Genomic DNA, 25,394 nt, shown 5'->3' on the forward strand with positions numbered 1-25,394 from the left:
ATTATACCGGCATGTTCATGATGTCCTGATACGCGGACAGCAATTTGTTACGGACCTGAAGTGTCGCTTCGAAACCGATCGACGCCTTCTGCTTGGCCATCATCACCGCAGCTATGTCGGTGGTCTGGCCCATTTCGTATGATGTCGCCGCATCCGAAGACGTGTGCTGGACCTGGTTGACCTGGTCGAGCGCAGTCTTGAGCGTTCCGGCAAAGCCGTCGGGCTTGGTCTCGGTCGCCTCGGTGCCCAGCATCGGGGATTTCTTGGACAGCTGCTGCAGCGCGCTGTTCTGCTGGAGGATCGCGTTGCGCGCCGCCATAATGGTGCTGCTGATGTTGCTCATGGCTTAGCTCCTCTCAGGCCCTTCACGCGGCGGCTGCCAGCTCGCGCATATTGGCGAGCCGATAGCGCAGCGTGCGTTCGGAGATGCCCAGCATCCGGGCGGTTTCGCGGCGGTTGCCGCCGTTCTCGTCAAGCACCTGCTGGATCGCATCATGTTCGACGGCGCGCGACAGGCTGTGCAGATCGCCCGCGCGCATCAGCTTGACCGTGCCTGCAGCAGGCACCGGGTCGGCGCGGGGGCCGGACACGGCAGGTGCAGGTGCGCCAGCCAGAGTGGCAGGCGCAGTAAACAGGCGAGCAGGCGCAAGACCCAGGTCCTCGACTTCGATCGCGTCACCATCGCGCAACACCAGCGCGCGCTGCAGCACGTTGCCCAGCTCGCGGGCATTGCCCGGCCAGCTGTGCGCCTGAAGGGTTTCGAGTGCCTCGGCGCTCAACCAGGCGAACTCGCCTGCATCGCCCTGCATGCGGATCAGCATCGCAGCGGCGATCGCGCGGATATCCTGACGACGATCGGCAAGTCGGGGCAGCGCGATCGGCATCACGTTGAGGCGCCAGTAAAGGTCTTCGCGAAATTCACCCGCAGCCACCAGATCGGCAGCATCGCGGTTGGCGGCGGTGACGATGCGGACATCGACCTTGACCGAACGGGTTTCGCCGACGGGTAGAACCTCGCCTTCCTGCAGCGCGCGCAGCAGCTTGGCCTGCAGTGCGAGGGGAAGTTCGGTGATCTCGTCGAGAAACAATGTGCCGCCATCGGCAGCCCGAAACAGGCCTTCGCCATCGGCGGACGCGCCGGTGAAGGCACCCTTCTTGTGACCGAACAGGATCGCCTCGACCATGGTTTCAGGCAGCGCAGCGCAGTTGACCGCGATGAAGGGACCCTTGGCGCGGGGGCTTTGATCATGCACCAAGCGGGCCATGCCCTCCTTGCCGGTGCCGGTTTCGCCCTGGATCAGGACGGCAGCCTCGCTGCGGGCGATGCGCGCGGCATAGCCCATCAGCTTGGCCATTGCAGGCTCGCCCACGGCTGGACCGCGCCCTGCGCGCAGCAGTTCGGCGATCAGCGCGAAGCCGAGCGGCATGTCGTCAAAGCCGAAAGCAATACGGGCGGGAAGACCGTTGGCGGCGCGCACCAGTTGCGGCGCAGCGCCAGAAGTATCGGCGCGCAGGTCGACAAGAATGTCACGATGGCTGGCCGAGCCGATTTCCTGTGCCATCAGCACCTTCACCGTGCCTGCGGCGTTTGCCACCGCGACCGGATTGATCCAGGCCGATTTGAGCCAGCTTTCCAGCATCGGCAGGTTCGTGCGAACAGCCTCGCTGAGTGTGCATTCGATCATTTTTCAGTCCCCCGACTTAATGGATCGCGGAGACTGCCGTTAAAAGAAGCCCCGCACCGTTCACTGAAGCAAGGGCCGTGCCAGAAACATAAAAATATATTGCCCCTGCGAACACGCGGGTCTGAGATGCCTCTATAATAAGAGGTTACCCCCAGCGTCATTTTATTGACGCGAGCAGTCAAGGAACCGGCAACGGGTTTTTGACGCATGCACGAAAAGCGTTGGTGGAATGACCCCGTCTCCCTCACCCGTTTGTGTCACCGGAAAAAACCAGATCGATTTTTCTTAAGGGACCTTGCCAAGCGCCGTTAACGCTTTCGAGGCCGCTTTGGTGGGACCGAGCCGCCCCGATTTAGAACTGAAAGGAACAACAGATGACTGTTATCGGAACCAACGTCGCGGCGATGCGTGCTTCTTATGCCTCGACCAACGCGCAGAACAGCCTGTCGAAGGCGATCGACCGCCTGTCGACCGGCAAGCGCATCAACTCGGCAGCTGACGATGCCGCCGGCAACTCGATCGCCACCCGCATGACCTCGCAGATCCGCGGCCTGAACCAGGCTGTTCGTAACGCGAACGACGGTATCTCGCTGGTGCAGACCGCAGAAGGCGGCATGAACGAAATCACCAACATGGTGCAGCGTATGCGTGAACTGGCGGTTCAGTCTGCCACGGGCACACTGGGTACCGACGACCGCGCCAATCTCCAGCAGGAAGTCACCGCGCTTCTGGCGCAGGTTGGTGAAGTCGCGTCGAAGACCGATTTCAACGGCGTTGCCCTGCTGAGCGCCACCGGCACGGTGGCCATTCAGACAGGCATCAAGTCCGGCGACACCATCGATATCGACCTCACCGCCGTCGACGTAGCCGGCTTGGCTCTGACGGGCACCGACATCTCCACTACGGCTGGTGCTGGAACCGCGCTGACTGCTCTCGATACGGCGCTGACCACTCTGACCACCGCACAGGCCAAGCTGGGTGCGGGCCAGAACCGTCTGCAGGCGACCGTTGCCAGCCTCGTCAACCGTGCGACCAACCTCTCGGACGCCCGTTCGCGGATCCAGGACGCCAACTTCTCGGAAGAATCGACCCAGCTCGCCAAGGCCCAGATCCTGAGCCAGGCATCGACCGCGATGCTTGCCCAGGCGAACCAGAGCCAGCAGGGCGTTCTGAGCCTGATCCGTTAATCGGTCGGGAACCAGTTCCAAACTCAACCGTAAAGGCTCCGCAACGGCTATTTTACGACAACTCACTAGCCTGAGCCTTTCGAATTCTCGATCAACCCCCTTCCCCGTAAAATCGGGAAGGGGGTTTTTCGTGTTTTGGGGGTGAGGAAAAGTTCAGATCCTCCCACAGCCTGCTGGGGGAGGGGGACCGTTTGCGCAGCGAATGGTGGAGGGGCAGCGGGATATCACCTGGCCTAGCGTTGGTGCGATCCCGCCGCCCCTCCACCGCGACGCGGTCCCCCGTCCCGAGACGAGCTCGGGGAGGATTTTTTTTCACCGCGAGCTCGCCAGCCTTTTGCGCAGCTTTTCCAGTGCGGCCTTCTTGATCTGGCAAACGCGTGCGGCGGTGATGCCGAGGATCAGGCCGATTTCGTCAAGGTTCATTTCCTCGATGTAATGCAGCTGCAGGATTAGCTGCTCGCGCTCCTTGAGCGTGCCGATACTGGCGTTGAGCAACTGCTTGAGGTTATCCGCCTCCATCCGGGTTTCGGCAGAATCCTCGCTGTCGGCAAACCACATCGAATGCTCGGAATAGACCTCGTCCATCGATTCAAAACGCACGTCCTGCGCAGCGTCTGAACGCATGCGATATTCGGCCGCATCCATCCCCAGCGCGGTAGCGACCTCGCCTTCGGTGGGGTTGCGGCCCAACTGGCGGACCAGTTGTTCCTGCGCGCGGCGCAGTTTCTTGCGGAAATCCATCGCCGAGCGGCACATGTTGCTGTTTGATCGCAAATGATCGATCAGCGCGCCGCGAATGCGCATGCTGGCATATGTCGCAAAGCCATGGCCGCGATCCTCATAATGGTTCGCCGCCTCGACCAGCGCGACCATGCCGATCTGGATCAGGTCCTCGATCTCGATCACGCCCGGCGCCATGCCGCGCACGTGCCAGGCCAACTTGCGGACCAGAGGCAGGTGCGCCTCGATCAGCTGGCCCGGCGCAATCGCGGCAGGCTTACGGCCATAAGTGATCGTCTCGATGGGAAGTTGCTGCATGTTATCTGTCCAGCTTCATAAAAATGGCGGGCTGCGGCGGTCCGGAAGTCAACCGCGCGAGAAGGAATGTTCGGCCTGGGGCGCGCGGTACTGAGTCTGCCCGCCAACGGTGGCGACCACCTCGACCGGCTTGTCGTCGGGCAGCTCGCGGAACGAGAGCACCGGCGTATCGGGGAAGCGCGGGCGCAGCAGGTCGGCCAGCGGCTTGCGCGCCAGCGGCGATGTGACCAGCGCATAGTTGCGCTGTTCGAGCATCAGCGGACGCGCGGCCTGCTCGATCGCGCCGAGGATGCGCTGCGCCAGACCCGGTTCGATCGGGAAGGAAGCATCCCCAGCCACCCGCAGCGACTGTGCGAGCAAAGTCTCGAGCTCGGCATCGAGCGTTACCACGGGTAGCGGCAGGTTCACCGGCACCAGCGACTGGATGATGATCGATCCGATCCGCTGACGCACGCCTTCGACGATTTGCGCAACACTGGTGCCCTCGCCTGCTGCCTCGACCATCGCCGAGCAGATCCGGCGGAAGTCCTTGAGCGGAACGCCTTCGCGCAGGAGTTCGCGGCACACGGCAGAGATGGTGAACAGCGACAGCGGCTGCGGGGTCAGGCCATCGACAAGTTCGGGCGAGCTTTCCTTGAGCGTTTCGAGCAGCTTTTTGGTTTCGTCCATGCCGAACAGTTGCGCGGCATTGAGGCGGACCATCTGGTTGAGATGGGTTGCCATCACGGTGGCGGCATCGACCACGGTGTAGCCGACGACGATCGCCTCGGCACGCAGGTCGGCAGGAATCCAGACTGCGTCCATGCCGAAGGTTGGGTCCTTGCATGCCCGGCCACTGATCGGCGTGTCGATATCGCCGCTGTCGAGCGCAAGCAGGTCGTCGGGCCAGATTTCGTCTTCGGCAACGATCGTGCCGCCGATGGTGATGCGATAGCTGTTGGCGGGCAGGCTCATGTCGTCCTTGATCCGCACCAGCGGAATGACGAAGCCCAGCTCCTTGGATATCTGCTTGCGGATGCCAGTGACGCGGCGCATCAGCGGCGCATCGCGGCGTTCATCAACCAACGGCACCAGGCCATAGCCGACATCGATACCCAGCATCGCGCCGTCGGATACGTCCTGCCAGTCGATGGCGTTGGGGTTTTCCGGCGCTGCGGGGGCGGCGTCCTCGACCACCGGCGGCTTGGGCCGCGACAGCTTCCACGCGATAAACCCGGCAACAGCGGCCGCAGGCAGGATGATCATGTGCGGCATTCCAGGGAGCAGCCCCATGATGCCCAGGATCGCAGCGACCGGAACCCAGGCCTTGGCGATGCCGAACTGGCCCGAAATCTGGCCGGGAAGATCGAAAGGGGAATTGACGCGGGTGACGATCGAGGCGGCGGCGATCGACAGCAGCAGCGCAGGGACCTGTGCCACCAGCGCGTCGCCGATGGCGAGCATGGTGTAATTGGATGCCGCTTCGCTGATCGACAGGCCGTGGCTGACCATCCCCAGGATGATGCCGCCGATGATGTTGACGACTAGGATCAGTACGCCTGCGACCGCATCACCCTTCACGAACTTGGAGGCGCCGTCCATCGAACCGTAGAAATCGGCTTCGGTGGCGACCTCGACCCGGCGGGCTTTGGCTTCATCGGGAGTCATCAGGCCGGCGTTGAGATCGGCGTCGATTGCCATCTGCTTGCCGGGCATCGCATCGAGGGTGAAACGCGCCGACACTTCGGACACGCGGCCCGCGCCCTTGGTGATGACGACGAGGTTGATAATCATCAAAATCGCGAACACGAAGATGCCGACGATATAGTCGCCGCCGATCAGCAGGCTGCCGAACGCCTCGATGACATGCCCTGCCGCCGCGCCGCCCTCATGACCGTTGACCAGCACGACACGGGTCGAGGCGACGTTGAGCCCGAGACGCAGCAGCGTCGCGAACAGCAGCACCGTGGGGAAGCTGGAAAAGTCGAGCGGCTTGGTAACGTTGAGCGCGACCATCAGCACCGCAAGGCTGATCATGATGTTGAAGATAAACCCGATGTCGAGCACCAGTGCAGGCACCGGCAGGATCAGGAACACCACCAGCAGCAGCGTCGTCAACGGCAGGATCGCGCCGCGCGACATCGCTAGGATACTGCCAAGCTTGGAGGGGGCAGGTGTCATGCAGTTCAGGCTCCCATCGACGCGAGCAGCATGTAAGCCAGCCGCGCATTGTCATTGCCGCCCAGCGAGGCGGAATTGTCTGGTCGTGTGGCGCGCGCGCTGGCGAGCCGGACATAATCGGCAGGTTGCACCTGCGGCAGGTCATTGCCCTCGCGCGGCAAGCGGCTGCCGCCGGCGCCTGCCGCCCCGCCGAGCTTGTCGGCAAATCGGCCGCGGATCTCGGCAAAGCTGCGGGGGCTGCCCGAGCGATCGAAGAAGATGGCGCGATTGGCGTTGGCTGCGCGCCCGAATTGCGGGGCAGCTGCGGCATCGGGATTGGCATCGTGCGCGCTGAGAAACTGTCGCGCCCCCTCCGGGCCCAGGAAATGCGCGAGATAAAGGTCGACCGGTGCGGCTTGGCGACCCAGGCTACCCTCAAGGTACTGGCGGTTGTCGGAAGCAAATTCGCCCGCCATCAAGGCTGCAACTTCGGGGTTCTTGCGAAGTGCGAGGATCGCCTGGCGGGTTTCTGTATCGGCGACGCGGTAACGGCCCCTGCCATCGCGCTGGATTGCGTTTGCCGCCCAGTCCAGCCCATGCTTGGTACCGTGCTTCTCGACGACGCCAAGCCAGCTTTGATCGATGAACTGGTACAACCCGGTGGCCGAGGAGGTCGAGGCCTTGGCATCGGGATTCATCCCGCTTTCGATGCGCGCCTGGCCCATCAGATAGGTAAAATCGACCCCCGTACGGCGCGCGGATGCAGCAATCGCGCGGGTAACGCGATCTCCACTGTTGCCGACACTGCCAAGATACGAGGACAAAACGCGGGTCTCCAAGGTTTCTGGAGAAGGTATCAGCAAGAGCTGTGCCAGTTTTTCGGGGGGCTGGTCTCAAAAGCCCTCCCCCTCGATGGGGGAGGGTTGGGTGGGGGTGTTCTCTCCGGATTGCGCACCGGTTCGATACCGCATAGTCGGCGCCCGGCCGCACCATCACCCTCACCGCTGCGACTAAGGCAGCAAGCTGCCAAGTCTCGCTGCCTCTCCCATCAAGGGAGAAGCCTCATATAAAAAAGCCCTCCATCCCGCGAGGGATGGAGGGCTTGCCCCACGTTATCTCAAAGCGTTACACCCGGCGGACAGGCGCACTGTAGGTGGCGCCGGCCTCATCGCCCTGGATCGCGGCGACGCGGCGATCAACATGGTCGCGCAGGAAGCGCAGCCGCTGGGCAGCGGCGGTGTTGAATTTCAGCAGGCTGTCGAGCTGGCTGCGGGTGCTGGTATCGGCCCGCAACACGCCCTGCGTGCGCAGCGCATCGGTGATGCCGCCCAAATCACGCGTATGCGCGATCATCGCTGCGGTATCGCCCGAATCGAGCGCGGCAATCAGCGCGCTTTGCGTGTCGGCGAACCGCTCAAGCAGATCGGCCTGCATCAGTTGGCAACTCCGCCAAGGTCGAGTTCGATCATCTTGGCCGCGAGCTTTTCGGCATCGATGACATAGCTGCCATTGGCAAGCGCCTCGCGGATCGCGGCCACGCGGCCTTCGTCGATCGGCGCGGATGCAGCTGCAGTCTGCGCAAAGCTGATGGTGGTGGGCGCGTTGCGGACAGTGTTGTCCGACGCGGCAGCGGTTGCTGCGGCTTCAACGGCCTTTTCGGTTGCACCGCCCTTGCGGGTCGCACCGATAGCCGGACTGCCATATGCGGTAATACGGGACATGGAATTTAGACCTCGTTCTAGCATGACTTACGTCCTTTAACGGCCTTGGCCTGGCTTGCTTAAGGCGAATTTTTGACAAAAGGTTAATGCGGTTTTGGCCGGCATGGTGAACCGATTGGTCACCAGGGATTCCTAGTTGCTCAGGATCGTCGCGCGGCCGGGTTCGACGATCCGTACGAAGATGGGCTTGCCCCTGGGCTCGTCGCGCACGGGAATGACCTCGCCGACGCGGCCGTCCCTGTCGGCGATCATCACCCTCGAAAGCGAGAACATCGGTCGATCGACGGTGAGTAGGATCGGCTCGCCGCGCTTGATGCCTTCCTGACCCATTCCCGCAGCGCCGCGCTGCTGGGGGGCGCGTGTTGCCACCGACTGCGCAGGTTCGGCGCTCAGATCGAGCGGGACGCGGATCCGCCAGCCCAGGGTCGGGCAGCGCACAGCAGCTGCACCCATATCGGGCCCGGTGATCTCGAGCGCCACCGGGCAGGCCTTGAGCCTGAGGCGGCGGTCAACCAGTGCGCGCGCACCCCCGGGCTGTCCGACTTCGGCGCCCATCGTGGCGGCGACCAGTATATCGATGTCGCCCAAATTCTGTATCCCCTGAGCCTGGGCCTGCGCCATTGCCGGGACCGGCGCGGCGAGAATAGCGCCCAGCAGCACGGGCGTCAGCAGCCCTGGGGTCAGCACGGATTTGAAAGCAAGCATAACACGGTCCTTTGATGACTGTCGGCCCAGTCACAGCAAGGTCCGTGCCAGACTGCGGCTATCGCGCGCGATCCTTGGCGCGCACAGTCAGCGTCACATCGCGGTGCCGAGCCTTTGCGCCGGCGCCCGGGCGCGCCAGATCAGGAACCATGTTGCTGTCGGCAATGCCCTGATCGGCGAGCACCCGCATGATTGCGGCGGTGCGCGCGGCGGCAAGCTCCCACCGATCCAGCCGCGATATGCCGACTTCTGCCACCACCGGCACCGTGATGCCGACCTCGGCGGCCTGGGCCTTGATCCCCAATGCGGCGATTTTTGCGGAGCCGTCGGCACTCAACCGCGCATCTTGCGGCTCGAACAGGCTGGCGAGAGGCAGAATGACCCGCTGTGCTGCTGCGTCTTTTTGCGGGCTGAACGTGTCGACCAGCGCGTCTGCCACCACCGTATGCCGATCGCCCACGCTGGCGATCATGGCCATGACCCCGGTCATGATGAGGGCAAGGTCGAGGAACGAGACAGTGCTGCGCTGGGCCGGGGTCATGAGGGGACGGCAGGCGTTCGTGCAGCGTGCGGCTCTTCGGTCGCCACATAAAGTCCATTGGCGGTGATATCGGGATACTCCCGTCGGCCGATCTCGATCAGACGCCGTGCTACGTCCTCTTCCCAGCCGATCTGTTCGCCCGCGATCCGCGCGAGGCGCTGGGCAATAGGTCCGGCGATCAGGTTGGACAGCACCAGCCCGTATAAAGTGGTCAGCAACGCAACCGCCATCGCCCGGCCGATCGAGGCGGCGTCCGACACATTGCCGAACAGCAAGATCAGGCCGATTACCGTTCCGAGCATCCCCATCGCGGGCGCGCAATCGGCAACATTTTCCCAGAAGCGGACCATTGCGGTCAGCCGCGCGCGGCGTTGCGCCCCCAGTCGCTGCATTGCGGCCTGAAACCCATCGAGCGAGCGATTGTTGGCCATCGCATCGGCAGCGGCGAGGACAAATGCTCCGCCCGCCTTGACCCGGTCGGCGCAGCTGACGCCTCGACGTTCGACGGTATGCTCGATCCGCAGCACTGCGCGATGGCCTTCGTCGGCCTGGTCCTGGGTTTTCATCCACAGCTCGCGGCGCAGTGCGGAAAATCCGCTGAGCGCCGCCGCCGTGCCGTTCTGTATCCAGGCGACAGCAAAGCTTGCACCTGCGACGCAGCCCAGAGCCAGCGGGTCAAGAAAGGCGGCCATCGTCATGATCTGTCCTGTAATCCTTCGATTGCCTGTACGGGCCAGATGCGCAGGCCAGATGTGCGGGCCAGTTGTGCAGGCCAGTGCGGCAAAACCTTGCCGCCCGACCGGCAAGACCTTGCCGTCTCGCTCGCCCACCCCGAACCGATCCTGTACCGGACCTGCCAAAACCCCAGTAAAACCGAGGGTTTCACCAAAATGGCATGGGCATTGCTTACCATCTACGCGACGCAATTTGTCCATCGCTTATGACGGCAGGTGCAGCCATCGATTAAGAGGAATGGTCCCATGGGGGCAGACAGGATTTTCGGAATGCACGGCACGGCGCTGCAGCTGCGATCGCAGCGGCTGTCGATGCTGGCATCGAACATCGCCAATGCCGCGACGCCCGGATACAAGGCGCGCGACCTGGATTTCGACAAGGCGATGCAGCGCGTGCAGGGCGGTGACAGCCTCGACGCGGCGCTCGGAACGAACGCCGGCTATCGCGTCCCGCTGCAGCCATCGATGGATGGCAACACCGTGGAGCTTTCCACCGAGCAGACATTGTTTGCCGAAAACGCCATCGGCTATTCGACCACCCTGTCGTTCCTCGAGGGCCGCGTCGCGACACTGACCCGCGCGATCAAGGGAGAATAAGCCATGCCCGGTCCCATGAACATCTTCGACATCTCAGGCCGCGCGATGTCGGCGCAGCTGTCGCGGCTCAACACCACAGCATCGAACCTGGCCAACGCCCGTACCACCTATGCAAGTGAGGCCGAGGCCTATCGCGCGATCAAGCCGGTGTTCAAGACCATCGAGGAAAGCCCCGGCGTTGCCACCGTGCAGGTCGAAAAGGTGATCCAGTCCGACATCAAGCCGGTCAAGCGCCACGACCCGACCAACCCGATGGCCGATGGTGAAGGCTATGTCTGGGATGCCGGCGTCGACGAGACCGCAGAGCTGATCGATATGCTGGAGACCGCCCGGCAATACCAGAACAACGTGCAGGTGATGCAGACCGCAAAGTCGCTGATCCTCGATACCGTAAGGATGGGCAAATGACGACGATTACGGGCGATTTTGTCGCTACCCAGGTAAAGAACGACAGCGTTGCAGCCAAGAACAGCCAGGATTCGCTTGGCCAGGCCGCGTTCCTGAAGCTGATGACCGCACAGCTGAAGTACCAGGACCCCTTCGATCCGGTCGACAACCAGGCGATGGTCGGACAGATGGCGCAGTTCAGCCAGGTCGCGGGCATTTCCGAGATGAATGCCTCGCTCAAGAACATCGCCGGAGCCTTCGGCACCTCGCGGCTGTCGGAAGCCGCCAATTTCATCGGTCGTTCGGTGCTGCAGGATGGCGACACCGCCTATGCCGACGCACAGGGCCGCTATCGCGGCGAGTTCACGTTGAGCGCGCCTGCAGCCGATGTCTCGGTCGAGTGGCTGAACCCTGCGGGCGAGGTCGTGCACACCCAGCGACTGGGCAAGCTTGAGGCGGGCAAGGTTCCGTTTGAACTGATCAGCCAGGATGATGCCGGCAACCCGGTCGATGCCGGCGCGCTTAAGGCACGGATCACCGGCGCTACCCCGTCCACGCTTGCCGTCTGGCTACCGGTAACCGCGGTCGAATCCAGCAGCACCGGGTCCGAGGCGATGCTGGTGACCCCTGCGGGCAACATATCAGCCACCAGCGCCAGACGCATCGCCTGATCGCGGTCCTGTTCACCTCATCTGTCCAAGTTTTACTGAGGAGTAAGCTCACATGTCTTTCGTCACTTCGCTCAGCGGCCTGAAAGCGGCCCAGACCGATCTTTCGGTTGTTTCCAACAACATCGCCAACAGCAACTCGATCGGTTTCAAGAAGAGCCGCGCCGAGTTCGGCGACCTGTTTGCATCTGCACCCACGCAGAACACCAAGTCGGTCGCCGGCCAGGGCGTCCGCCTCAACGGCATTGTCCAGCAGTACACGCAAGGCTCGCTCAACTCGACCGGACGCACGCTCGATCTGGCGGTGGCTGGCGACGGCTTCTTCATCGTCAAGGGCCAGCCCCCGCGCGAGGCACAGACCTACACTCGCAACGGTTCGTTCACGGTCAATGTCGATCGCGAAGTCGTCGACAGCACCGGCAACAAGGTCCAGCTGCTGCCGGTCAACGCCGCCGGTCAGATCACATCTACCTCGGCCGCCGATATGTACGATTTCGTGCTGCCCGAAACGGACCCCACCGATCCGACTGCGGTGCTGTCCAACATCACCATTGCCGATGACGGCATCGTCAGCGCGACCTATTCGAATGGCAACCAGTCGCGCGTCGGCGCGGTTGCCATGGCCAGCTTTGCCGCGGTTGAAGGCTTGCGCCCGATCGGCGACTCGCATTGGCAGGCCACCGGTGTCTCGGGGGTCGCGCTGATCAACCAGGCCGGCAACGGCCCGTTGGGCACCGTCCGCTCGGGTACGCTCGAAGCGGCGAATATCGATCTGACCGAAGAACTGGTGGGATTGATCGCAGCCCAGCGCAACTTCCAGGCGAATGCCAAGGCGATCGAAACCGCCAACAACATGACGCAGGCCATCGTCAACCTGCGGAGCTGATAACCGCCTGATCGATTGATACTGAACCCCTCACACACGGTGCCCTGACATGGACAAAATGATCCACATCAACCTCAAAGCCATGCAGGGCATCATGAACCGGCAGACGGCTATTGCCAACAACATGGCAAATGCCGATACCACCGGCTTTCGGGCCGAGATCATCAACGCCCGCGCCCTGTATGTTCAGGGCGATGGGCTCGACAGCCGCGCATCGACCAGCGAGGCGGTGATCGGCGCGGACATGAATGGCGGCACGATCGAAAACACCGGCGGCACGCTGGACGTCGCGATCAACGGTGACGCGCTGCTGGCGGTCCAGGCCCCGGATGGCGCCGAAGCCTATACGCGGCGTGGTGATCTGGTGGTCAACGAAACCGGTCTGCTGACCACGGGCGATGGCCACCCGGTACTCGGCCAGAACGGCCCGATCACCCTGCCTTCTGCCGACAGGATCACAATCGCGTCGAACGGTGCGATCTCGATCGTTCCGGTCGGCGGTGACCCCGCCCAGCCGATCGAGGCCGGCCGGTTGAAGCTGGTCAGCCCGCAGGGCAGCGAAATCAAGAAAGGCCGCGACAACCTGTTCCGCGTGCCCGGCGATGGCGCGCTGCCCGATGACCCCGATGCCAGCGTGACCACAGGCGCGCTGGAGGGATCGAACGTCAACATGACCCAGTCGCTGGTCGACATGATCGAGGCCAGCCGCGCCTGGGAAACCCAGGTCAAGATGCTGACCACCGCCCAGGAAATGGACGAAAGCGGCGCACGCATCATGCAGCTGTCCGCTTGAACCGGAACGGAGTGAAAATAAGATGAGCAACGGAGCCCTTCAGGTCGCCCGCACCGGGCTGGACGCGCAGAACACCAAGATGCGCGTCATCGCCAACAACCTGGCAAACGTGAACACCACCGGTTTCAAGCGCGACCGCGCCAATTTCGAGACCTTGGCCTATCAGCAGCAGATCGCGCCGGGCGCCCGCGCCGATGCGCAGAACCGCTATGCCACCGGACTTTCGGTCGGCACCGGGGTCAAGGTTGCCGGCACCAGCCGCATCGACACCCAGGGTTCGGCCCAGATCACCAACAACGCGCTTGATCTGATGATCGAGGGCAACGGCTATTTTCAGGTCCAGCTGCCCGATGGCACGTTCGCGTTCACCCGCGCGGGCAATTTCAACCAGACCGCAGAGGGCCTGCTGGTGACCCCCGAAGGCTTGCCGGTCATCCCCAACATCCAGGTACCGCCAGGCGTCACCGGGATCACCATCGGTTCGGACGGCATGGTTTCGGCGACGCTTGCCGGCCAGCCCGAGCCCAGCGAGCTCGGCCAGATCGAGATTGCCAGCTTCGTCAATCCGGCCGGCCTTCAGTCGCTGGGCAACAACCTGCTTGCGCAGACCGCCGCCAGCGGCCCGCCCGTCACGGGTGCCGCCGGGCTCGAAGGTCGCGGCACGCTGCGCCAGGGCGCGCTGGAAGGGTCGAACGTCAACATCGTCGAGGAACTCGTCGACATGATCGAGACCCAGCGTGCCTATGAGGTCAATTCCAAGATGATCTCGGCCACCGACGAAATGCTCCAGTTCGCCAACCAGCAGATGGGTTGATCGATAAATGACCCGTATTTCCGATATCGCACCGCTCAATCCTCCCCGGAACGGAGAGGCGGACCGCGCTGCGCAGCAGCGTGGTGGAGGGGAAGCCGGATTGTGCTTCCCTTCGCCAAATCTGCAACCTCGCATCCCCTCCACCGCTTCGCGGTCCCCCTCCCCGTTCCGGGGAGGACTTGTCGCCACCATCGCGCTCTCGCTCATGATCAGCGCCTCGCCCGCTTACGCGCGCAAGAAGAAACCGCCGATTCAGCCGGATCCCGATTACGCGCCGACATTGTCGATGCCGCTTCCGGCACCTGCTGTGCCCAACGGCGCGATCTTCCAGGCGAGCAACGGATACTCCGCACTCACCAGCGGCGCGCGCGCCGGCATGGTGGGCGACATTCTGACGATCGCGCTGGTCGAACGTACCCAGGCGGTGAAGTCCAATGGTGCCAACACCGATCGCAACGGCAGCATCGGCATCACCCCGCCTGCGACCGGACCGCTGAGTTTCTTCAACCCCAGCGACATCGGCATGGGCGGCAACACCAGCTTCCAGGGTACCGGAACCGCGCAGCAGTCCAACTCGCTGCAGGGTCAGGTCACCGTCACGATTGCCGAGGTTTATCCCAACGGCACGATGCTGGTGCGCGGCGAAAAGCTGATCAGCCTCAACCGCGGCTCGGAGCACATCCGCTTCAGCGGCATCGTCCGCGCGATCGATATCGGTCCGGAAAACGTCATTCCCTCCTCGCGCGTCGCCAACGCCCAGATCATCTATGGCGGCACCGGGGAGATCGCGCGCGCCAGCCAGAAGGGCTGGCTGCAGCGCTTCTTTGAAATCGTCAGTCCGTTTTAAAGGCACCTGATATGACCCGTCCCCTCACCAATATGGTCCGCACGATGCTGGCGCTGGCGCTTTTGCTGCTTGCAGCCGCGCAGCCCGCGCACGCCGAGCGGATCAAGGATCTGGGTGCGTTCCAGGGCCTGCGTGTCAACCAGCTGACCGGCTACGGTATCGTCGTGGGCCTTCCCGGCACCGGCGATGACAATCTGCAATATGCAACGCTTGGCATGCGCGGGATCACCAACCGCTTTGGCCTCTCGCTCCCACCCGGCCTCAACCCGGCCACGCGCAACGCCGCTGCTGTCATGGTCACCGCCGAGCTGCCCCCGATGGCCAAGCCGGGCCAGCGTCTGGACGTCACCGTCTCTGCGATCGGCCAGGCCAAGTCGCTGCGCGGCGGCACGCTGATCATGATGCCGCTACAGGGCGCAGACGGCCAGATCTATGCCATGGCGCAGGGCAACCTTGCCGTGGGCGGCCTGGGTGTCACCGGGGCGGACGGGTCGAACACCGTCGTCAACATCCCTTCGGTCGGCCGTATCGCAGCAGGTGCCACGGTTGAACGCGCGGTCGATACCGGTTTCGACCAGACCCCGTATCTGCTCTTCAACCTGGCCGATGCAGACCTCACCACCGCGATGCGTGTTGCCGATGCGATCAACAGCCAGTTCGGCTATGCGCTCGCGGTGGCCAACGATGCCGTCTCGGTGCGCATCGCTGCGCCCGTCACGCCGCAGGAGCGGGTGATGATGATGTCCCGTATCGAGAACATTCCGGTGACCCCGGCAGAGGCCCCCGCAAAAGTAATTGTTAACGCGCGGACCGGTACGGTCGTTATCAACGGTGCAGTGCGGATCGGCTCTGCGGCGGTCAGCCATGGCAAATTGACCGTGAAGGTGCAGGAAGCGCCAACCGTCGTGCAACCTGCGCCGTTCAGCCAGGGCCAGACGGCTGTCGAACAGCGCAGCCAGATAGAGATCGAAGAACAGACCAACCCGGCGTTCGAGATCACAAAAGGTGCAAACTTGTCGGAGATCGTCGAAACCATCAATGCCATCGGTGCATCGCCCAGTGATCTGGCTGCGATCCTGGAAGCGTTGAAGCAGGCCGGCGCCCTGAAGGCGGAGCTGGTGATCCTGTGACCGTGATGCCCGCCTCTGCCGCTTTCGCTCTGGCCCGCACCAGTGCACCGCTGCCGCTCGGCAGGCAGGCGGCGACGGCTGCTGCAGCGGTCCAGGATACCGCGGGTGCAGGTAGCCAGAGCCAGGCCCGCGAGGCCGAACTGCGCAAGGCGGCAGAATCGTTCGAAGCGATTTTCCTGCGCCAGATGATCGGCACGATGCGCAGCGCGACCAAGGGCGATCCGCTGATGGGTTCCGATGCGGGAGACCAGTTCCGCGACCTGATGGATGCCCGGCTGGCAGACGACATGGCCGACAAACAGAGCTTTGGCATCGCTGAAATGGTGCTCAAGCAGTTCGGGATGGATAAGCCATGAGCGATCTGCTCTCAATCGGCCGGTCGGGCCTGAAGGCCTATGCAAGGTCGATGGAAACCGTGTCGCACAACATTGCGAACGCGGAAAACCCCGACTACGTGCGGCGTAGCACCCTGCTTTCCGATGCGACCGTATCCGGCAAGCTCAACCCGTTATACGCCAACCAGTCCGGGCTTAACGGCGTCCGCATCGTCAGCACCACGCGGTCGTCGGATGACTTTCTCGAAACCCAGGTCCGCCAGACGGGCGCGTCGCGGATCCGCACCGAAATCCAGACAGGCTGGATGGAGCGGATCGAAACCAATCTTAACAACGCCGGGTCGAATGTCGGCACGCGGCTCAACAGCTTTTTCGGTCGGGGTGAGGAGCTTGCCGCGGCCCCGTTCGATAACGCGTTGAGGCTGACCTTCGTCGCAGAGATCGATGCTGTCGTCGATTCCTTCAAACGCACCTCGCGCAATCTGCAACTGACATCCGAACAGGTGGTCCAGACCGCCGAACTCGACGCGCTGACGCTCAATTCGGCACTGAACAATCTCAACGAACTCAACCTCAACATTACCCGCACCCCGGTTGGTACCGATGCGCATGCAGGGTTGCTTGATGCCCGCGACTCGATGCTCGCGGTCATCACCGAGAAGCTCGATGCGACCATTTCGCTGTCTGGCAACGGAACGGCCACAGTCACTTATGATGGGCAGACGCTCGCCGGGGTGAACATCGCAGCCGAAGTTACGGTGGCCACGAATGCCGACGGTAGCCTCGGAATTCTGATCAATGGCAACCCGGCCCGCAGCCCCAGCAACGGTTCGCTGGCAGGGCTGAGCCGCGCCGGTTCGACCGTGCAGACCCGGATAGCCGAGATTGAAGCCCTGGCGCGCCAGTTCGTTGATGATGTCAACGCTTGGAACGCCAATGGCGTGACAGCCGCCGGTACGCCAGGACCGCCACTTGTCACGATGACCGGCGGCGTTGCGACGCTGGCGACGACAACATCCGCGATTGCTGACATCGCTGCGGCCAGCGCCGATGGCACGCCTAATGGAAATTTGCTGAAGCTGACCGGCCTGCGCACCACCGATGGCGTTGAAACACGCTGGAACAATTTCATGGCGGGCCATGCCACCGCGCTGGCCTCGATCCGCAGCGAAGCGGCAGCCGCCAGCGCATTGGACAGCAGCGCGCGCAAGCAGCGCGACAGCGTGTCGCTGGTCGAGCTCGACCGCGAAGCTGCCGACCTGATCCGCCTGCAGCAGGCCTATGAGGCTTCAGCACGGGTTATCCAGGTTGCGCGTGAGGCGCTGCAATCCATTCTATCGATTTTTTGAGGACGGGATAAGCTAAGATGGTCCAGTCAGTGAACCGCTATCGTGCGCCGGAGGCTGTGTCGCAGCAGATCCTGCTGAGCCAGCTGATCGCCAAGCAGCAGGCGCTGGTCGGTGGCGAAAGCCGTATCGCCAACCCGTCGAACGATCCCAAGGCTTGGCTTGAGGTCGCCAACATCTCGCGCTTTCAGTCTGACGAAAATGCGTGGACCCAGAACCTGGGCCGCGCGGAGACCCGATCGAGCCAGGCAGAGGCCAGCCTCAACACCATCGTCAGCGGATTGATCCGCACGCGCGAGCTTCTGCTCCAGGGCAATTCGGGCACGCTTGCGCCCTCCGATCCGGAGTCGCTGGCGCTTGAGGTCGAAGGGATCGCGTCCGATTTCCGCGATGCGCTCAATCAGCGAGACAATTATGGTGGCCAGCTGTTCGGCAGCGGACCGCCGATCCGCGTTCCGATCAGCGATGGCCGCACCACGGTGGCTTCGCCCAATATGGATGCGGTGCAGGAAGACATCCCCATCTCAGGCGGTGCGACAGCCACGCTTGATCAGATCATGGCCGCTACGGCCGAAGCTATTCGCAATGGCAATGGTGCCGACCGTGGCGACCAGCTGACCGCACTTGATGGTGCGCTGGACAGGATCACGCAGCTGCTGACCCGCCAGGGTGTGGTCCGCAGCACGCTGGAGGCGACCCGCGACCAGCTCGATCAGAGCAAACTGTCGCTCGCTGGGCGCAAATCGGAATTGTCTGACGCCAATGTTACCGAGGCACTGACCCGGCTGCAGACGCTAATGACGAATCTGCAGGCAACGCAGGCGGTCTATGGCAAGGTGTCGCAGCAAACGCTGTTCGACTATCTGCGTTAACAAAAATCCTTTTTTATTAACCCTATTTAGCGCTTAACCACGACCAGCCAAAGCCGTTCTACGATCTGTAAGGGCCGATTTGTGGCCTCATTGCGTCACCTTTCGTGATGCGATTAATCGGATCGAGGGAAACGCCATGTTCGCTGCAATCGGCTTTGTCGTCCTGATCGCCATGGTGTTTGGCGGTTTCATCATCGCCGGGGGCAGCATGGGCGTCATCCTGCACGCTCTGCCGCTGGAAATGATGATCATCGGCGGTGCAGCGGCAGGCTCACTTCTCATCGGAAATTCCGGATCGCACATCAAGGCGATCGGCGGTGGCGTCATAACCGCATTCAAGGGATCGAAGTACAAGAAGCAGGATTTCCTCGATTGCATCTTCCTGGTCTCCAAGCTGATGAAGATGTTGCGCACCGAAGGCCCCGTGGCGCTTGAGCCGCACATCGAGGATCCTTCGAGCTCGCCGGTGTTTTCCGAATATCCCGCACTGCTCAAAGATTCGACGCTGATCCATCTGATCTGCGATTCCCTGCGGCTGGTGGTCGTGTCGTCAGGTCAGCTCGATCCGCATGCAGTGGAAGATGTCGTCGATCAGGCGATCAAGACGCACCATCATGAAGCCATTGCCCCTGCCGACGGCCTGCAGAACCTGGCCGACGCACTTCCCGCGCTGGGCATCGTCGCGGCCGTTCTGGGGATCGTCAAGACCATGGGCTCGATCGATCAGCCGCCTGCTATTCTGGGTGAAATGATCGGATCGGCGCTGGTGGGTACCTTTCTGGGGATTTTCCTGGCTTATGGGCTGGTCGGCCCGCTCGCCAACCGTTGCCGCCAGGTGATCGATGCCGATGGCGCGATGTATCACGTCGCCAAGCAGATCATCATCGCATCGCTGCATGGTCATCCGCAGCCACTGGTGATCGAAGCCGCCCGCTCGAGCCTGGGCCACGCCAACCAGCCGACGTTCGCCGACGTGTTCGACGGCATGCGGGGTCGTTAAGCCATGGCCGCCAAGCGCAAGCCCGATCCGGTCGAGAACGTTCGCCCGATCATCGTAAAAAAGATCATCCAGGAGGCGCATGGCGGTCATCACGGTGGCGCTTGGAAGGTGGCGTATGCCGACTTCGTGACCGCGATGATGGCGTTCTTCCTTTTGATGTGGCTGCTTGGCGCCACCGAGGAAAAGGACCGCAAGGCGATTGCAGACTATTTTGCACCCACGATGGTGCAACTGAAGAATGGCAGCGCGGGCACCAACGGCCTGTTCGGCGGGGAATCAATTGTCGCGCGCGATCATTATGCCAAACAGGCATCACAGACCGGCACCCGCGCGATCACCGTGCCGCAGGACGCCACCGGCACCAATGATGACAGGGGCAAGGCCGCGCGCAGCGCGCAGCAGGCGCAGTTCGAACAGCTCAAGAAAGAGATCGAACAGCGGCTCGAGGCTCGCAAGGACCTGCAGAAGCTGATGAAGAACGTGCGCTTCACCGACACGCGTGAAGGCCTGCGCATCGATCTGGTCGATGAAGCCGACTTCAGCATGTTTGCGCTCTCCACCGATAGCCTGGTGCCCAAGGCCGCCGAACTGCTGCGCGAGGTTGCCCAGGTGATCAATGACATGCCCAACCCGGTGATCATCCGCGGCCATACCGACGCGCTGCCATACGCTTCGGGCAAGACGATGAACAACTGGATGCTCTCGACCGCGCGTGCCGAAGCGACCCGCAAGGCGCTGGTGGTGGGTGGTATAGACGCCAGCAAGGTTGCCCGCATCGAAGGCGTTGCCGACAGGGAGCCATTCAATCCGCAGGACCGCAACGACCCCGCCAACCGCCGTATGTCGATCACGCTGGCGTTCACCAGCGGTGCGACGGGCCAGTCGAGCGAACCGCTACCCGGCAGCTCGGGCGGATCGACTGCGCCTGCCCTGCCGCCCAGACCGGTTCCCGCGCCGCTACCGAAGAAGTAGGGTAAACCAACGCCGTTCTCCGGCGAAAGCCTGAGCCCAGGAGCCGGGTTGCACTGCGGTCGCCCTGGATTCCGGCTTTCGCCGGAAAACGCATACGGCGCGCTAAACCACCTTGCCTGCGCGGCCTGCCAGCTCGACGACATAGTGCCAGGCGATGCGGCCTGAGCGGGCGCCGCGTTGTTTTGCCCAGCGCAGGGCGTCTTCGGAATCAAACGCCAGACCATAGGCCTGTGCATATCCAGCGATCATCGCAAGGTACGTGGCCTGATCGCAGGCATGAAAGCCCAGGCTGAGCCCGAACCGGTCGGCGAGCGCCAGCCGGTCATCGACCGCATCGCGTGGGTTGAGCGGATCGTCCTGTTCGCCCATGTTGCGCTCGACGATCGCGCGGCGGTTGGAGGTGACGGCAAGCCGGACATTGCCCGGCCGCGCCATCGCCCCGCCCTCAAGCATCGAGCGCAAGGATCGCGCCGCGCTGCTCGCCTCTGGACCGTCAAAGCCGATATCATCGATGAACACGATAAAGGCGCGTTCGACCCTGCCGAGCTGGTCGAATAATGCCGGAAGGGTGTCCAGAGCTTCGGGTGAGCCACCCGCCTCGACCAGTGCGATTGGCGCGCCCTGCGTCTGCTGGTCAGCCACCGCTGCCTTGACCAGCGCCGACTTGCCCATGCCGCGCGCGCCCCACAACAACGCATCGTGCGCGGGCAAGCCTATGCCATGCCGTCGGACGTTCTCGACGAAGCTCGCCTTTTGCGCATCGATGCCGAACAATCGGTCGAGCGGGATGGCCTGCAGGTCACGAACCGCAAGCACGCTGGCCCCGCCCCAGACATAAGCGGGCGATGCGCTCCAGTCGGTGGGCGGCGGCGGCGGCGGTGCCATCCGCTCGAGCGCGGCGGCGATGCGGATCAGGGGGTCGGTGTTGGTCATTCAGGCACGCCCATTTTCGTCACCCCCGCGAACGCGGGGGTCCCGCTTTTCTTCTCGGCACAAGCGCAGAAGCGTCATTCCCGCGTTCGCGGGAATGACGAGAAAGGAAGATGAGAGGGAAGACCCCTCACCCCGCGAGCGCTTCGGTGTCCAGCGCGTAGAGTTGCTCTGCGCCCGCCATCGCGCCAGCCTTGAGGCCACCAGCTTCGGGCACCATGCGCTCGAGGTAAAAGCGTGTCGTTACCAGCTTGGCGTTCAGGAAATCGGCGTTGCCATCGCCCGCATCGAGCATCGCTTCGGCGGCGCGCTGCTGCTTGAGCATCAGCCAGCCCGACGTCATCACCGCCATCATCGTGCAATAGGGATAGCTGCCCGCGAGCCGGTCATCGACCGATGCTCCGATCATCCACTCGGTCACCTCGGCGCAATCGCCCGCGAGCGCCGAGAGCGCCGGGTGGTTGCCGCAGTCGGCCTGCACGTCCGCAATAAGCCCGCGCACGACATCGCCGCCGCCCATCCCCAGCTTGCGCCCGACGAGGTCCGCCGCCTGGATGCCGTTGGTGCCCTCATAGATCTGCGCGATGCGGATATCGCGGTAATATTGCGCCGCGCCGGTCTCCTCGACATAGCCCATGCCGCCGTGCACCTGCACGCCCAGCGACGCAATCTCGCTACCGAGATCGGTGCCATAGGTCTTGGCGAGCGGGGTCAGCAGATCGACCATCTCGCGCGCGCCTTCGATCTCGAGGTTCGCGCGGTCGACATAGCCCGAGGCGAAATACAGCAGCGCGCGGATCGCTTCGGTCCCCGCCTTCATCCGCAGCAGCATGCGCCGCACATCGGGGTGCTCGATGATCGCCACCGGATCGCGGCCGGCCCCTGCACGCGCCGATTGCACCCGTTCGCGCGCGAACCACATCGCCTTTTGCGTCGCGCCCTCGGCGATCTGCACGCCCTGCAGGCCGACGTTCAGCCGTGCGTTGTTCATCATCGTGAACATCGCGCGGATGCCGCCGAATTCCGCGCCGATCAACTCGCCGACGCTCTCCTCGCCCTCGCCGAACTGCAGCACGCAGGTTGGCGAGGCGTTGATCCCCATCTTGTGCTCGATCGATACGGTCTTGACGCCATTGGCCTCGCCGGGATTGCCATCTGCATCGAGCCGGTACTTGGGTACCAGAAACAGCGATATGCCCTTGGTGCCCGCAGGCGCATCGGGGGTGCGCGCCAGCACCAGATGGATGATGTTGTCGGCCATGTCGTGGTCGCCGAACGAAATGTAGATCTTCTGCCCCTTGATCGACCAGGTGCCATCACCGCGGGGGGTGGCGGTGGCGCGCAGCGCGCCGACATCGCTTCCTGCCTGCGGCTCAGTGAGGTTCATCGTGCCGGTCCATTCGCCGGTGGCGAGCTTGGGCAGATACAGCGCCTTTTGCGTATCGCTGCCGTGATGGTGCAGCGCCTCGATCGCGCCGACGGTGAGGATCGGGCAGAGCGCAAACGCCATGTTGGCTGCGCCAAGCGAGTCCAGCGCGACGGTCGCCAGCGAAAACGGCAGCCCCTGCCCGCCGTGATCGGCAGGTGCGCTGAGCGCGCTCCAGCCGGCATCGACATAATGCTGATACGCCTCGCGGTATCCCTCGGGCATCTTCACCGCGCCATCGACCAGTCTTGCGCCCACGGTATCGCCGATCCGATACAGCGGTGCGAACTCGCCTGCGGCAAACGCGCCCACGCCATCGACGATCGCTTCGACCAGATCGGGGGTTGCCTCGGCAAACCGCTCGTGGCGCGCCAGATCGTCGATCCCGGTGATCGTCTTGAGGACGAACAGCTGTTCGATCGTCGGTGCGGTGAATGTCATGGCTTTTCCCTGCTGTTCGCTACGTGCCTGCGTTGTATAGGCACCAACATGACCGCTTCCAACCCTTCAGACACGCAGATCCTGCCCGCATCGGACGCAGCGATCACCCGCGCGATCACGATTTTGCGCGATGGCCGCCCGGTCGCGCTGCCGACCGAAACGGTTTACGGGCTGGCCGCCGATGCCTCGCGCGCGGATGCCGTAGCGGCGATCTATCGCACCAAGGGCAGGCCAGATTTCAACCCGCTGATCGTCCACGTGCCCGATGTGGACGCGGCGCGGCGGCTGGCAATTTTTGATACGCGCGCAGAAAAACTCGCCGCCGCGTTCTGGCCAGGCCCTTTGACGCTGGTGCTCCCGCTGGCAGACGGTGCCAATGTCGCACCCGCCGTGACCGCAGGATTGCCGACGATCGCGCTGCGCTGCCCCGCGCACCCGGTGATGCGCGCGGTGCTCACCGCTGGCGGGATGATGCTGGCAGCGCCGTCGGCCAACCGCAGCGGCGCGATCAGCCCGACCACGGCTGCGCATGTCGCCGCCAGCCTGGGCGACGGCGTGCCGCTGATCATCGATGGCGGGGCGTGCAGCGCAGGGCTGGAATCGACGATAGTTGCGCTGCGCAACATTGGCGCTGCGCCCGGCGGCTGGCAATTGCTGCGCCCTGGCCCGATCGATCCGGCTGCGATCACTGCGATACTGGGCGAAGACCCGCTGCCGCCGAGCGATCATGCCATCGAGGCTCCCGGGCAGCTCGCCAGCCACTATGCGCCAAGCAAGTCGGTGCGGCTGGATGCGGCGTCGGCTGAAGCCGATGAGTGGCTCATCGGCTTTGGATCCGTGGCGGGCGACGACACGCTGTCGGCCAGCGGCGATCTCGCCGAGGCGGCGGCGAACCTCTATGCGGCGCTGCACCGTGCGGACGCTTCGGCGTGCGCGCGCATCGCCATCGCGCCGATTCCTGCTGGCGGCATGGGCGATGCGATCAACGATCGGTTGAAGCGGGCGGCGGTCTAGTCACCCTCACCCTTCCGGCGCTGCGCGCCTGCGCGACGCGAAGCGGAGTGGGAAGGGTGAGGGTGACCGGCGGCGTCACAAAAATCACCCCCCAAACCCCTCGCCTTTTGGCCAGCCCGGACCGCGATAGGCCATGACCTTGAACAGCGTCCCCATCTGCTCAGGTGAAACCAGCCGGTCGAGCGCGTCCATCAGGGCTTGCGCCTGCGAAGGCTGGGTGCGCGCCAGGGTCGCAGCGCGCTCGGCGATGCCCAGCGCCATCAGCCATTCGCCCTGCCCCACCGGCCCTAGCCAATCGACATCGCCTGCCAGCGCGATCTGCTTCAATTGGGCAAAATCGACCAGCGCGGTGAGATCGGCAAGACCGGGGTCTGCGAAAGGATCGACCTTCTGGTGCGCGCGGACCGCCTGCAGCGTGCTGCCGGTATGTGGTCCCGTATCGGCGGTGTTATAGCCGTAATCGATGAACAGCGCGGTGCCGCTCTGCGCCTTCAGCCGGGTCGCGATCTCGAATGCCATGCCGCTCGCCGCCGGGCATGTCTCGAGGATCGTGCCCACCGGACTGTCGGCGTGCACCGCCGGAACCGCGGAATCCATCGGCCTTGCGCCCGCAACCGGCAGAAAACGCTCGCCATTGTGGACCACGACACGTTCGCGCCAGCCCTGCTCGGCGCGAACGACCTGGCGGACGGGCAACGCATCGAGAAATTCGTTGGCGACGATGAGCAGCGGCCCCTCGCGCGGAACGCTGTCCAGTCCGTCATGCCATGTCGCCTGCGGGATGAGCGTCTGCTGCATCTGGCGCAACCGGCTGCTGCCCTCGATCAGGTGCACCCGCGGGCGAAAGCCGAATTGCTCGGCCGCACGCAAAGCGTCACTGACCAATGTCCCGCGCCCGGGGCCGAACTCGACATAATGGCACAAGGCCGGCTTGCCCGCGCGCTGCCACTGGTCCGCAAGCCACAGCCCGATCATCTCGCCGAACATCTGGCTGATTTCGGGCGCGGTGATGAAATCGCCGGTGGCGCCGAAAGGATCGGCACGGTTGTAATAATGCGCGTTGGCCTCTGCCATGTAGTGGGCAACGCTGATCGGCCCGGTCGCGCCGATCAGCCGCCTGAAGATCGCCTCCAGCCCGGCATCGCCACCATCGCCACCGGTCTGCGCCGCGTCGTCCATGCCCCCC

28 protein-coding genes are annotated in these 25,394 nt (G+C 63.6%); 15 read left to right on the forward strand and 13 right to left on the reverse strand.

The window, feature by feature from the left end:
* Window position 1 precedes the first annotated feature (1 nt).
* Together fliE and IEW00_RS01950 are read right to left on the reverse strand one after the other, a co-directional pair.
* Entirely contained in the window at window positions 2-343 is a 342-nt protein-coding gene (fliE, locus tag IEW00_RS01945; protein ID WP_188512670.1) for a flagellar hook-basal body complex protein FliE, read from the reverse strand.
* Between the two features lie 22 nt (window positions 344-365).
* Window positions 366-1,685 (reverse strand): sigma-54 interaction domain-containing protein, encoded by a 1,320-nt coding sequence (locus tag IEW00_RS01950; RefSeq protein ID WP_188512671.1) that lies wholly within the window; start codon window positions 1,683-1,685, stop codon window positions 366-368.
* Window positions 1,686-2,059: 374 nt separating this feature from the next.
* On the opposite strand from IEW00_RS01950, the gene IEW00_RS01955 reads away from it, so the two are divergent.
* Window positions 2,060-2,872, forward strand: a complete 813-nt coding sequence (locus IEW00_RS01955; RefSeq protein ID WP_188512672.1) for a flagellin N-terminal helical domain-containing protein — start codon at window positions 2,060-2,062, stop codon at window positions 2,870-2,872.
* A gap of 312 nt (window positions 2,873-3,184) precedes the next feature.
* Here IEW00_RS01955 and IEW00_RS01960 read toward each other — a convergent pair whose 3' ends face one another.
* The 8 genes from IEW00_RS01960 to IEW00_RS01995 form a co-directional block, all read right to left on the reverse strand.
* On the reverse strand, window positions 3,185-3,910 hold the full coding sequence (locus tag IEW00_RS01960; protein ID WP_188512673.1) for a sigma-70 family RNA polymerase sigma factor: 726 nt from the start codon (window positions 3,908-3,910) through the stop codon (window positions 3,185-3,187).
* A gap of 48 nt (window positions 3,911-3,958) precedes the next feature.
* The gene (gene flhA / locus IEW00_RS01965) at window positions 3,959-6,070 is read right to left on the reverse strand and encodes a flagellar biosynthesis protein FlhA (RefSeq protein WP_188512674.1); all 2,112 of its coding nucleotides are present in this window, start codon (window positions 6,068-6,070) and stop codon (window positions 3,959-3,961) included.
* A gap of 5 nt (window positions 6,071-6,075) precedes the next feature.
* Window positions 6,076-6,873, reverse strand: coding sequence for a lysozyme family protein (locus IEW00_RS01970; protein WP_188513061.1), 798 nt, complete (start codon window positions 6,871-6,873; stop codon window positions 6,076-6,078).
* 301 nt (window positions 6,874-7,174) lie between these two features.
* Entirely contained in the window at window positions 7,175-7,483 is a 309-nt protein-coding gene (locus tag IEW00_RS01975; RefSeq protein ID WP_188512675.1) for a hypothetical protein, read from the reverse strand.
* A complete protein-coding gene (gene flgM / locus IEW00_RS01980; protein WP_229736753.1) occupies window positions 7,483-7,770 on the reverse strand; it encodes a flagellar biosynthesis anti-sigma factor FlgM in 288 nt (95 codons plus the stop codon). Before flgM ends, IEW00_RS01975 begins: the two co-directional genes overlap by 1 nt.
* A 132-nt stretch (window positions 7,771-7,902) precedes the next feature.
* Window positions 7,903-8,475, reverse strand: coding sequence for a flagellar protein (locus tag IEW00_RS01985; protein WP_229736754.1), 573 nt, complete (start codon window positions 8,473-8,475; stop codon window positions 7,903-7,905).
* A gap of 58 nt (window positions 8,476-8,533) precedes the next feature.
* On the reverse strand, window positions 8,534-9,016 hold the full coding sequence (locus IEW00_RS01990; RefSeq protein WP_188512677.1) for a hypothetical protein: 483 nt from the start codon (window positions 9,014-9,016) through the stop codon (window positions 8,534-8,536).
* Window positions 9,013-9,714, reverse strand: a complete 702-nt coding sequence (locus tag IEW00_RS01995) for a MotA/TolQ/ExbB proton channel family protein (protein WP_188512678.1) — start codon at window positions 9,712-9,714, stop codon at window positions 9,013-9,015. The genes IEW00_RS01990 and IEW00_RS01995 overlap by 4 nt, the downstream gene beginning before the upstream one ends.
* A 282-nt stretch (window positions 9,715-9,996) precedes the next feature.
* On the opposite strand from IEW00_RS01995, the gene flgB reads away from it, so the two are divergent.
* The 13 genes from flgB to IEW00_RS02060 all read left to right on the forward strand — a co-directional run bounded on the left by flgB (window position 9,997) and on the right by IEW00_RS02060 (window position 20,397).
* On the forward strand, window positions 9,997-10,347 hold the full coding sequence (gene flgB / locus IEW00_RS02000; RefSeq protein WP_188512679.1) for a flagellar basal body rod protein FlgB: 351 nt from the start codon (window positions 9,997-9,999) through the stop codon (window positions 10,345-10,347).
* Window positions 10,348-10,350: 3 nt separating this feature from the next.
* On the forward strand, window positions 10,351-10,755 hold the full coding sequence (gene flgC, locus IEW00_RS02005; protein WP_188512680.1) for a flagellar basal body rod protein FlgC: 405 nt from the start codon (window positions 10,351-10,353) through the stop codon (window positions 10,753-10,755).
* Entirely contained in the window at window positions 10,752-11,405 is a 654-nt protein-coding gene (locus tag IEW00_RS02010; protein WP_188512681.1) for a flagellar hook assembly protein FlgD, read from the forward strand. The genes flgC and IEW00_RS02010 overlap by 4 nt, the downstream gene beginning before the upstream one ends.
* Before the next feature lie 52 nt (window positions 11,406-11,457).
* Complete coding sequence (locus tag IEW00_RS02015; RefSeq protein ID WP_188512682.1) at window positions 11,458-12,288, forward strand: flagellar hook-basal body complex protein; 831 nt, start codon at window positions 11,458-11,460, stop codon at window positions 12,286-12,288.
* A 49-nt stretch (window positions 12,289-12,337) separates the two neighbouring features.
* Window positions 12,338-13,081: a flagellar basal body rod protein FlgF gene (locus IEW00_RS02020; RefSeq protein WP_188512683.1), complete on the forward strand. Its 744-nt coding sequence runs from the start codon at window positions 12,338-12,340 to the stop codon at window positions 13,079-13,081.
* A gap of 22 nt (window positions 13,082-13,103) precedes the next feature.
* Window positions 13,104-13,895, forward strand: a complete 792-nt coding sequence (gene flgG, locus IEW00_RS02025; protein ID WP_188512684.1) for a flagellar basal-body rod protein FlgG — start codon at window positions 13,104-13,106, stop codon at window positions 13,893-13,895.
* 205 nt (window positions 13,896-14,100) lie between these two features.
* Window positions 14,101-14,742: a flagellar basal body L-ring protein FlgH gene (locus IEW00_RS02030; RefSeq protein WP_188513063.1), complete on the forward strand. Its 642-nt coding sequence runs from the start codon at window positions 14,101-14,103 to the stop codon at window positions 14,740-14,742.
* An 11-nt stretch (window positions 14,743-14,753) separates the two neighbouring features.
* Window positions 14,754-15,872 carry a flagellar basal body P-ring protein FlgI gene (locus IEW00_RS02035; protein ID WP_373282553.1) on the forward strand — a complete coding sequence of 373 codons (1,119 nt, stop codon included), beginning with the start codon at window positions 14,754-14,756 and terminating at the stop codon, window positions 15,870-15,872.
* A 5-nt stretch (window positions 15,873-15,877) separates the two neighbouring features.
* Complete coding sequence (locus tag IEW00_RS02040) at window positions 15,878-16,228, forward strand: rod-binding protein (RefSeq protein ID WP_188513065.1); 351 nt, start codon at window positions 15,878-15,880, stop codon at window positions 16,226-16,228.
* Window positions 16,225-17,556, forward strand: a complete 1,332-nt coding sequence (gene flgK, locus IEW00_RS02045) for a flagellar hook-associated protein FlgK (protein WP_188512685.1) — start codon at window positions 16,225-16,227, stop codon at window positions 17,554-17,556. Before IEW00_RS02040 ends, flgK begins: the two co-directional genes overlap by 4 nt.
* 17 nt (window positions 17,557-17,573) lie before the next feature.
* Window positions 17,574-18,425, forward strand: a complete 852-nt coding sequence (locus IEW00_RS02050) for a flagellin (protein WP_188512686.1) — start codon at window positions 17,574-17,576, stop codon at window positions 18,423-18,425.
* Between the two features lie 136 nt (window positions 18,426-18,561).
* A complete protein-coding gene (motA, locus tag IEW00_RS02055; protein ID WP_188512687.1) occupies window positions 18,562-19,425 on the forward strand; it encodes a flagellar motor stator protein MotA in 864 nt (287 codons plus the stop codon).
* Window positions 19,426-19,428: 3 nt separating this feature from the next.
* Window positions 19,429-20,397 (forward strand): flagellar motor protein MotB, encoded by a 969-nt coding sequence (locus IEW00_RS02060; RefSeq protein ID WP_188512688.1) that lies wholly within the window; start codon window positions 19,429-19,431, stop codon window positions 20,395-20,397.
* A gap of 102 nt (window positions 20,398-20,499) precedes the next feature.
* On the opposite strand, the gene IEW00_RS02065 is transcribed toward IEW00_RS02060, so the two are convergent.
* The gene (locus IEW00_RS02065) at window positions 20,500-21,330 is read right to left on the reverse strand and encodes an ATP-binding protein (RefSeq protein WP_188512689.1); all 831 of its coding nucleotides are present in this window, start codon (window positions 21,328-21,330) and stop codon (window positions 20,500-20,502) included.
* A gap of 127 nt (window positions 21,331-21,457) precedes the next feature.
* Complete coding sequence (locus IEW00_RS02070) at window positions 21,458-23,194, reverse strand: acyl-CoA dehydrogenase family protein (RefSeq protein ID WP_188512690.1); 1,737 nt, start codon at window positions 23,192-23,194, stop codon at window positions 21,458-21,460.
* 48 nt (window positions 23,195-23,242) lie between these two features.
* Here IEW00_RS02070 and IEW00_RS02075 point away from each other — a divergent pair, with 48 nt between their 5' ends.
* A complete protein-coding gene (locus IEW00_RS02075) occupies window positions 23,243-24,208 on the forward strand; it encodes an L-threonylcarbamoyladenylate synthase (RefSeq protein ID WP_188512691.1) in 966 nt (321 codons plus the stop codon).
* A gap of 84 nt (window positions 24,209-24,292) precedes the next feature.
* Here IEW00_RS02075 and IEW00_RS02080 read toward each other — a convergent pair whose 3' ends face one another.
* The gene (locus IEW00_RS02080) at window positions 24,293-25,387 is read right to left on the reverse strand and encodes a class I SAM-dependent methyltransferase (RefSeq protein WP_188512692.1); all 1,095 of its coding nucleotides are present in this window, start codon (window positions 25,385-25,387) and stop codon (window positions 24,293-24,295) included.
* Window positions 25,388-25,394: the final 7 nt, after the last annotated feature.

The organism is Blastomonas aquatica (assembly GCF_014639875.1).
In the GTDB taxonomy this organism is placed as follows: domain Bacteria; phylum Pseudomonadota; class Alphaproteobacteria; order Sphingomonadales; family Sphingomonadaceae; genus Blastomonas; species Blastomonas aquatica.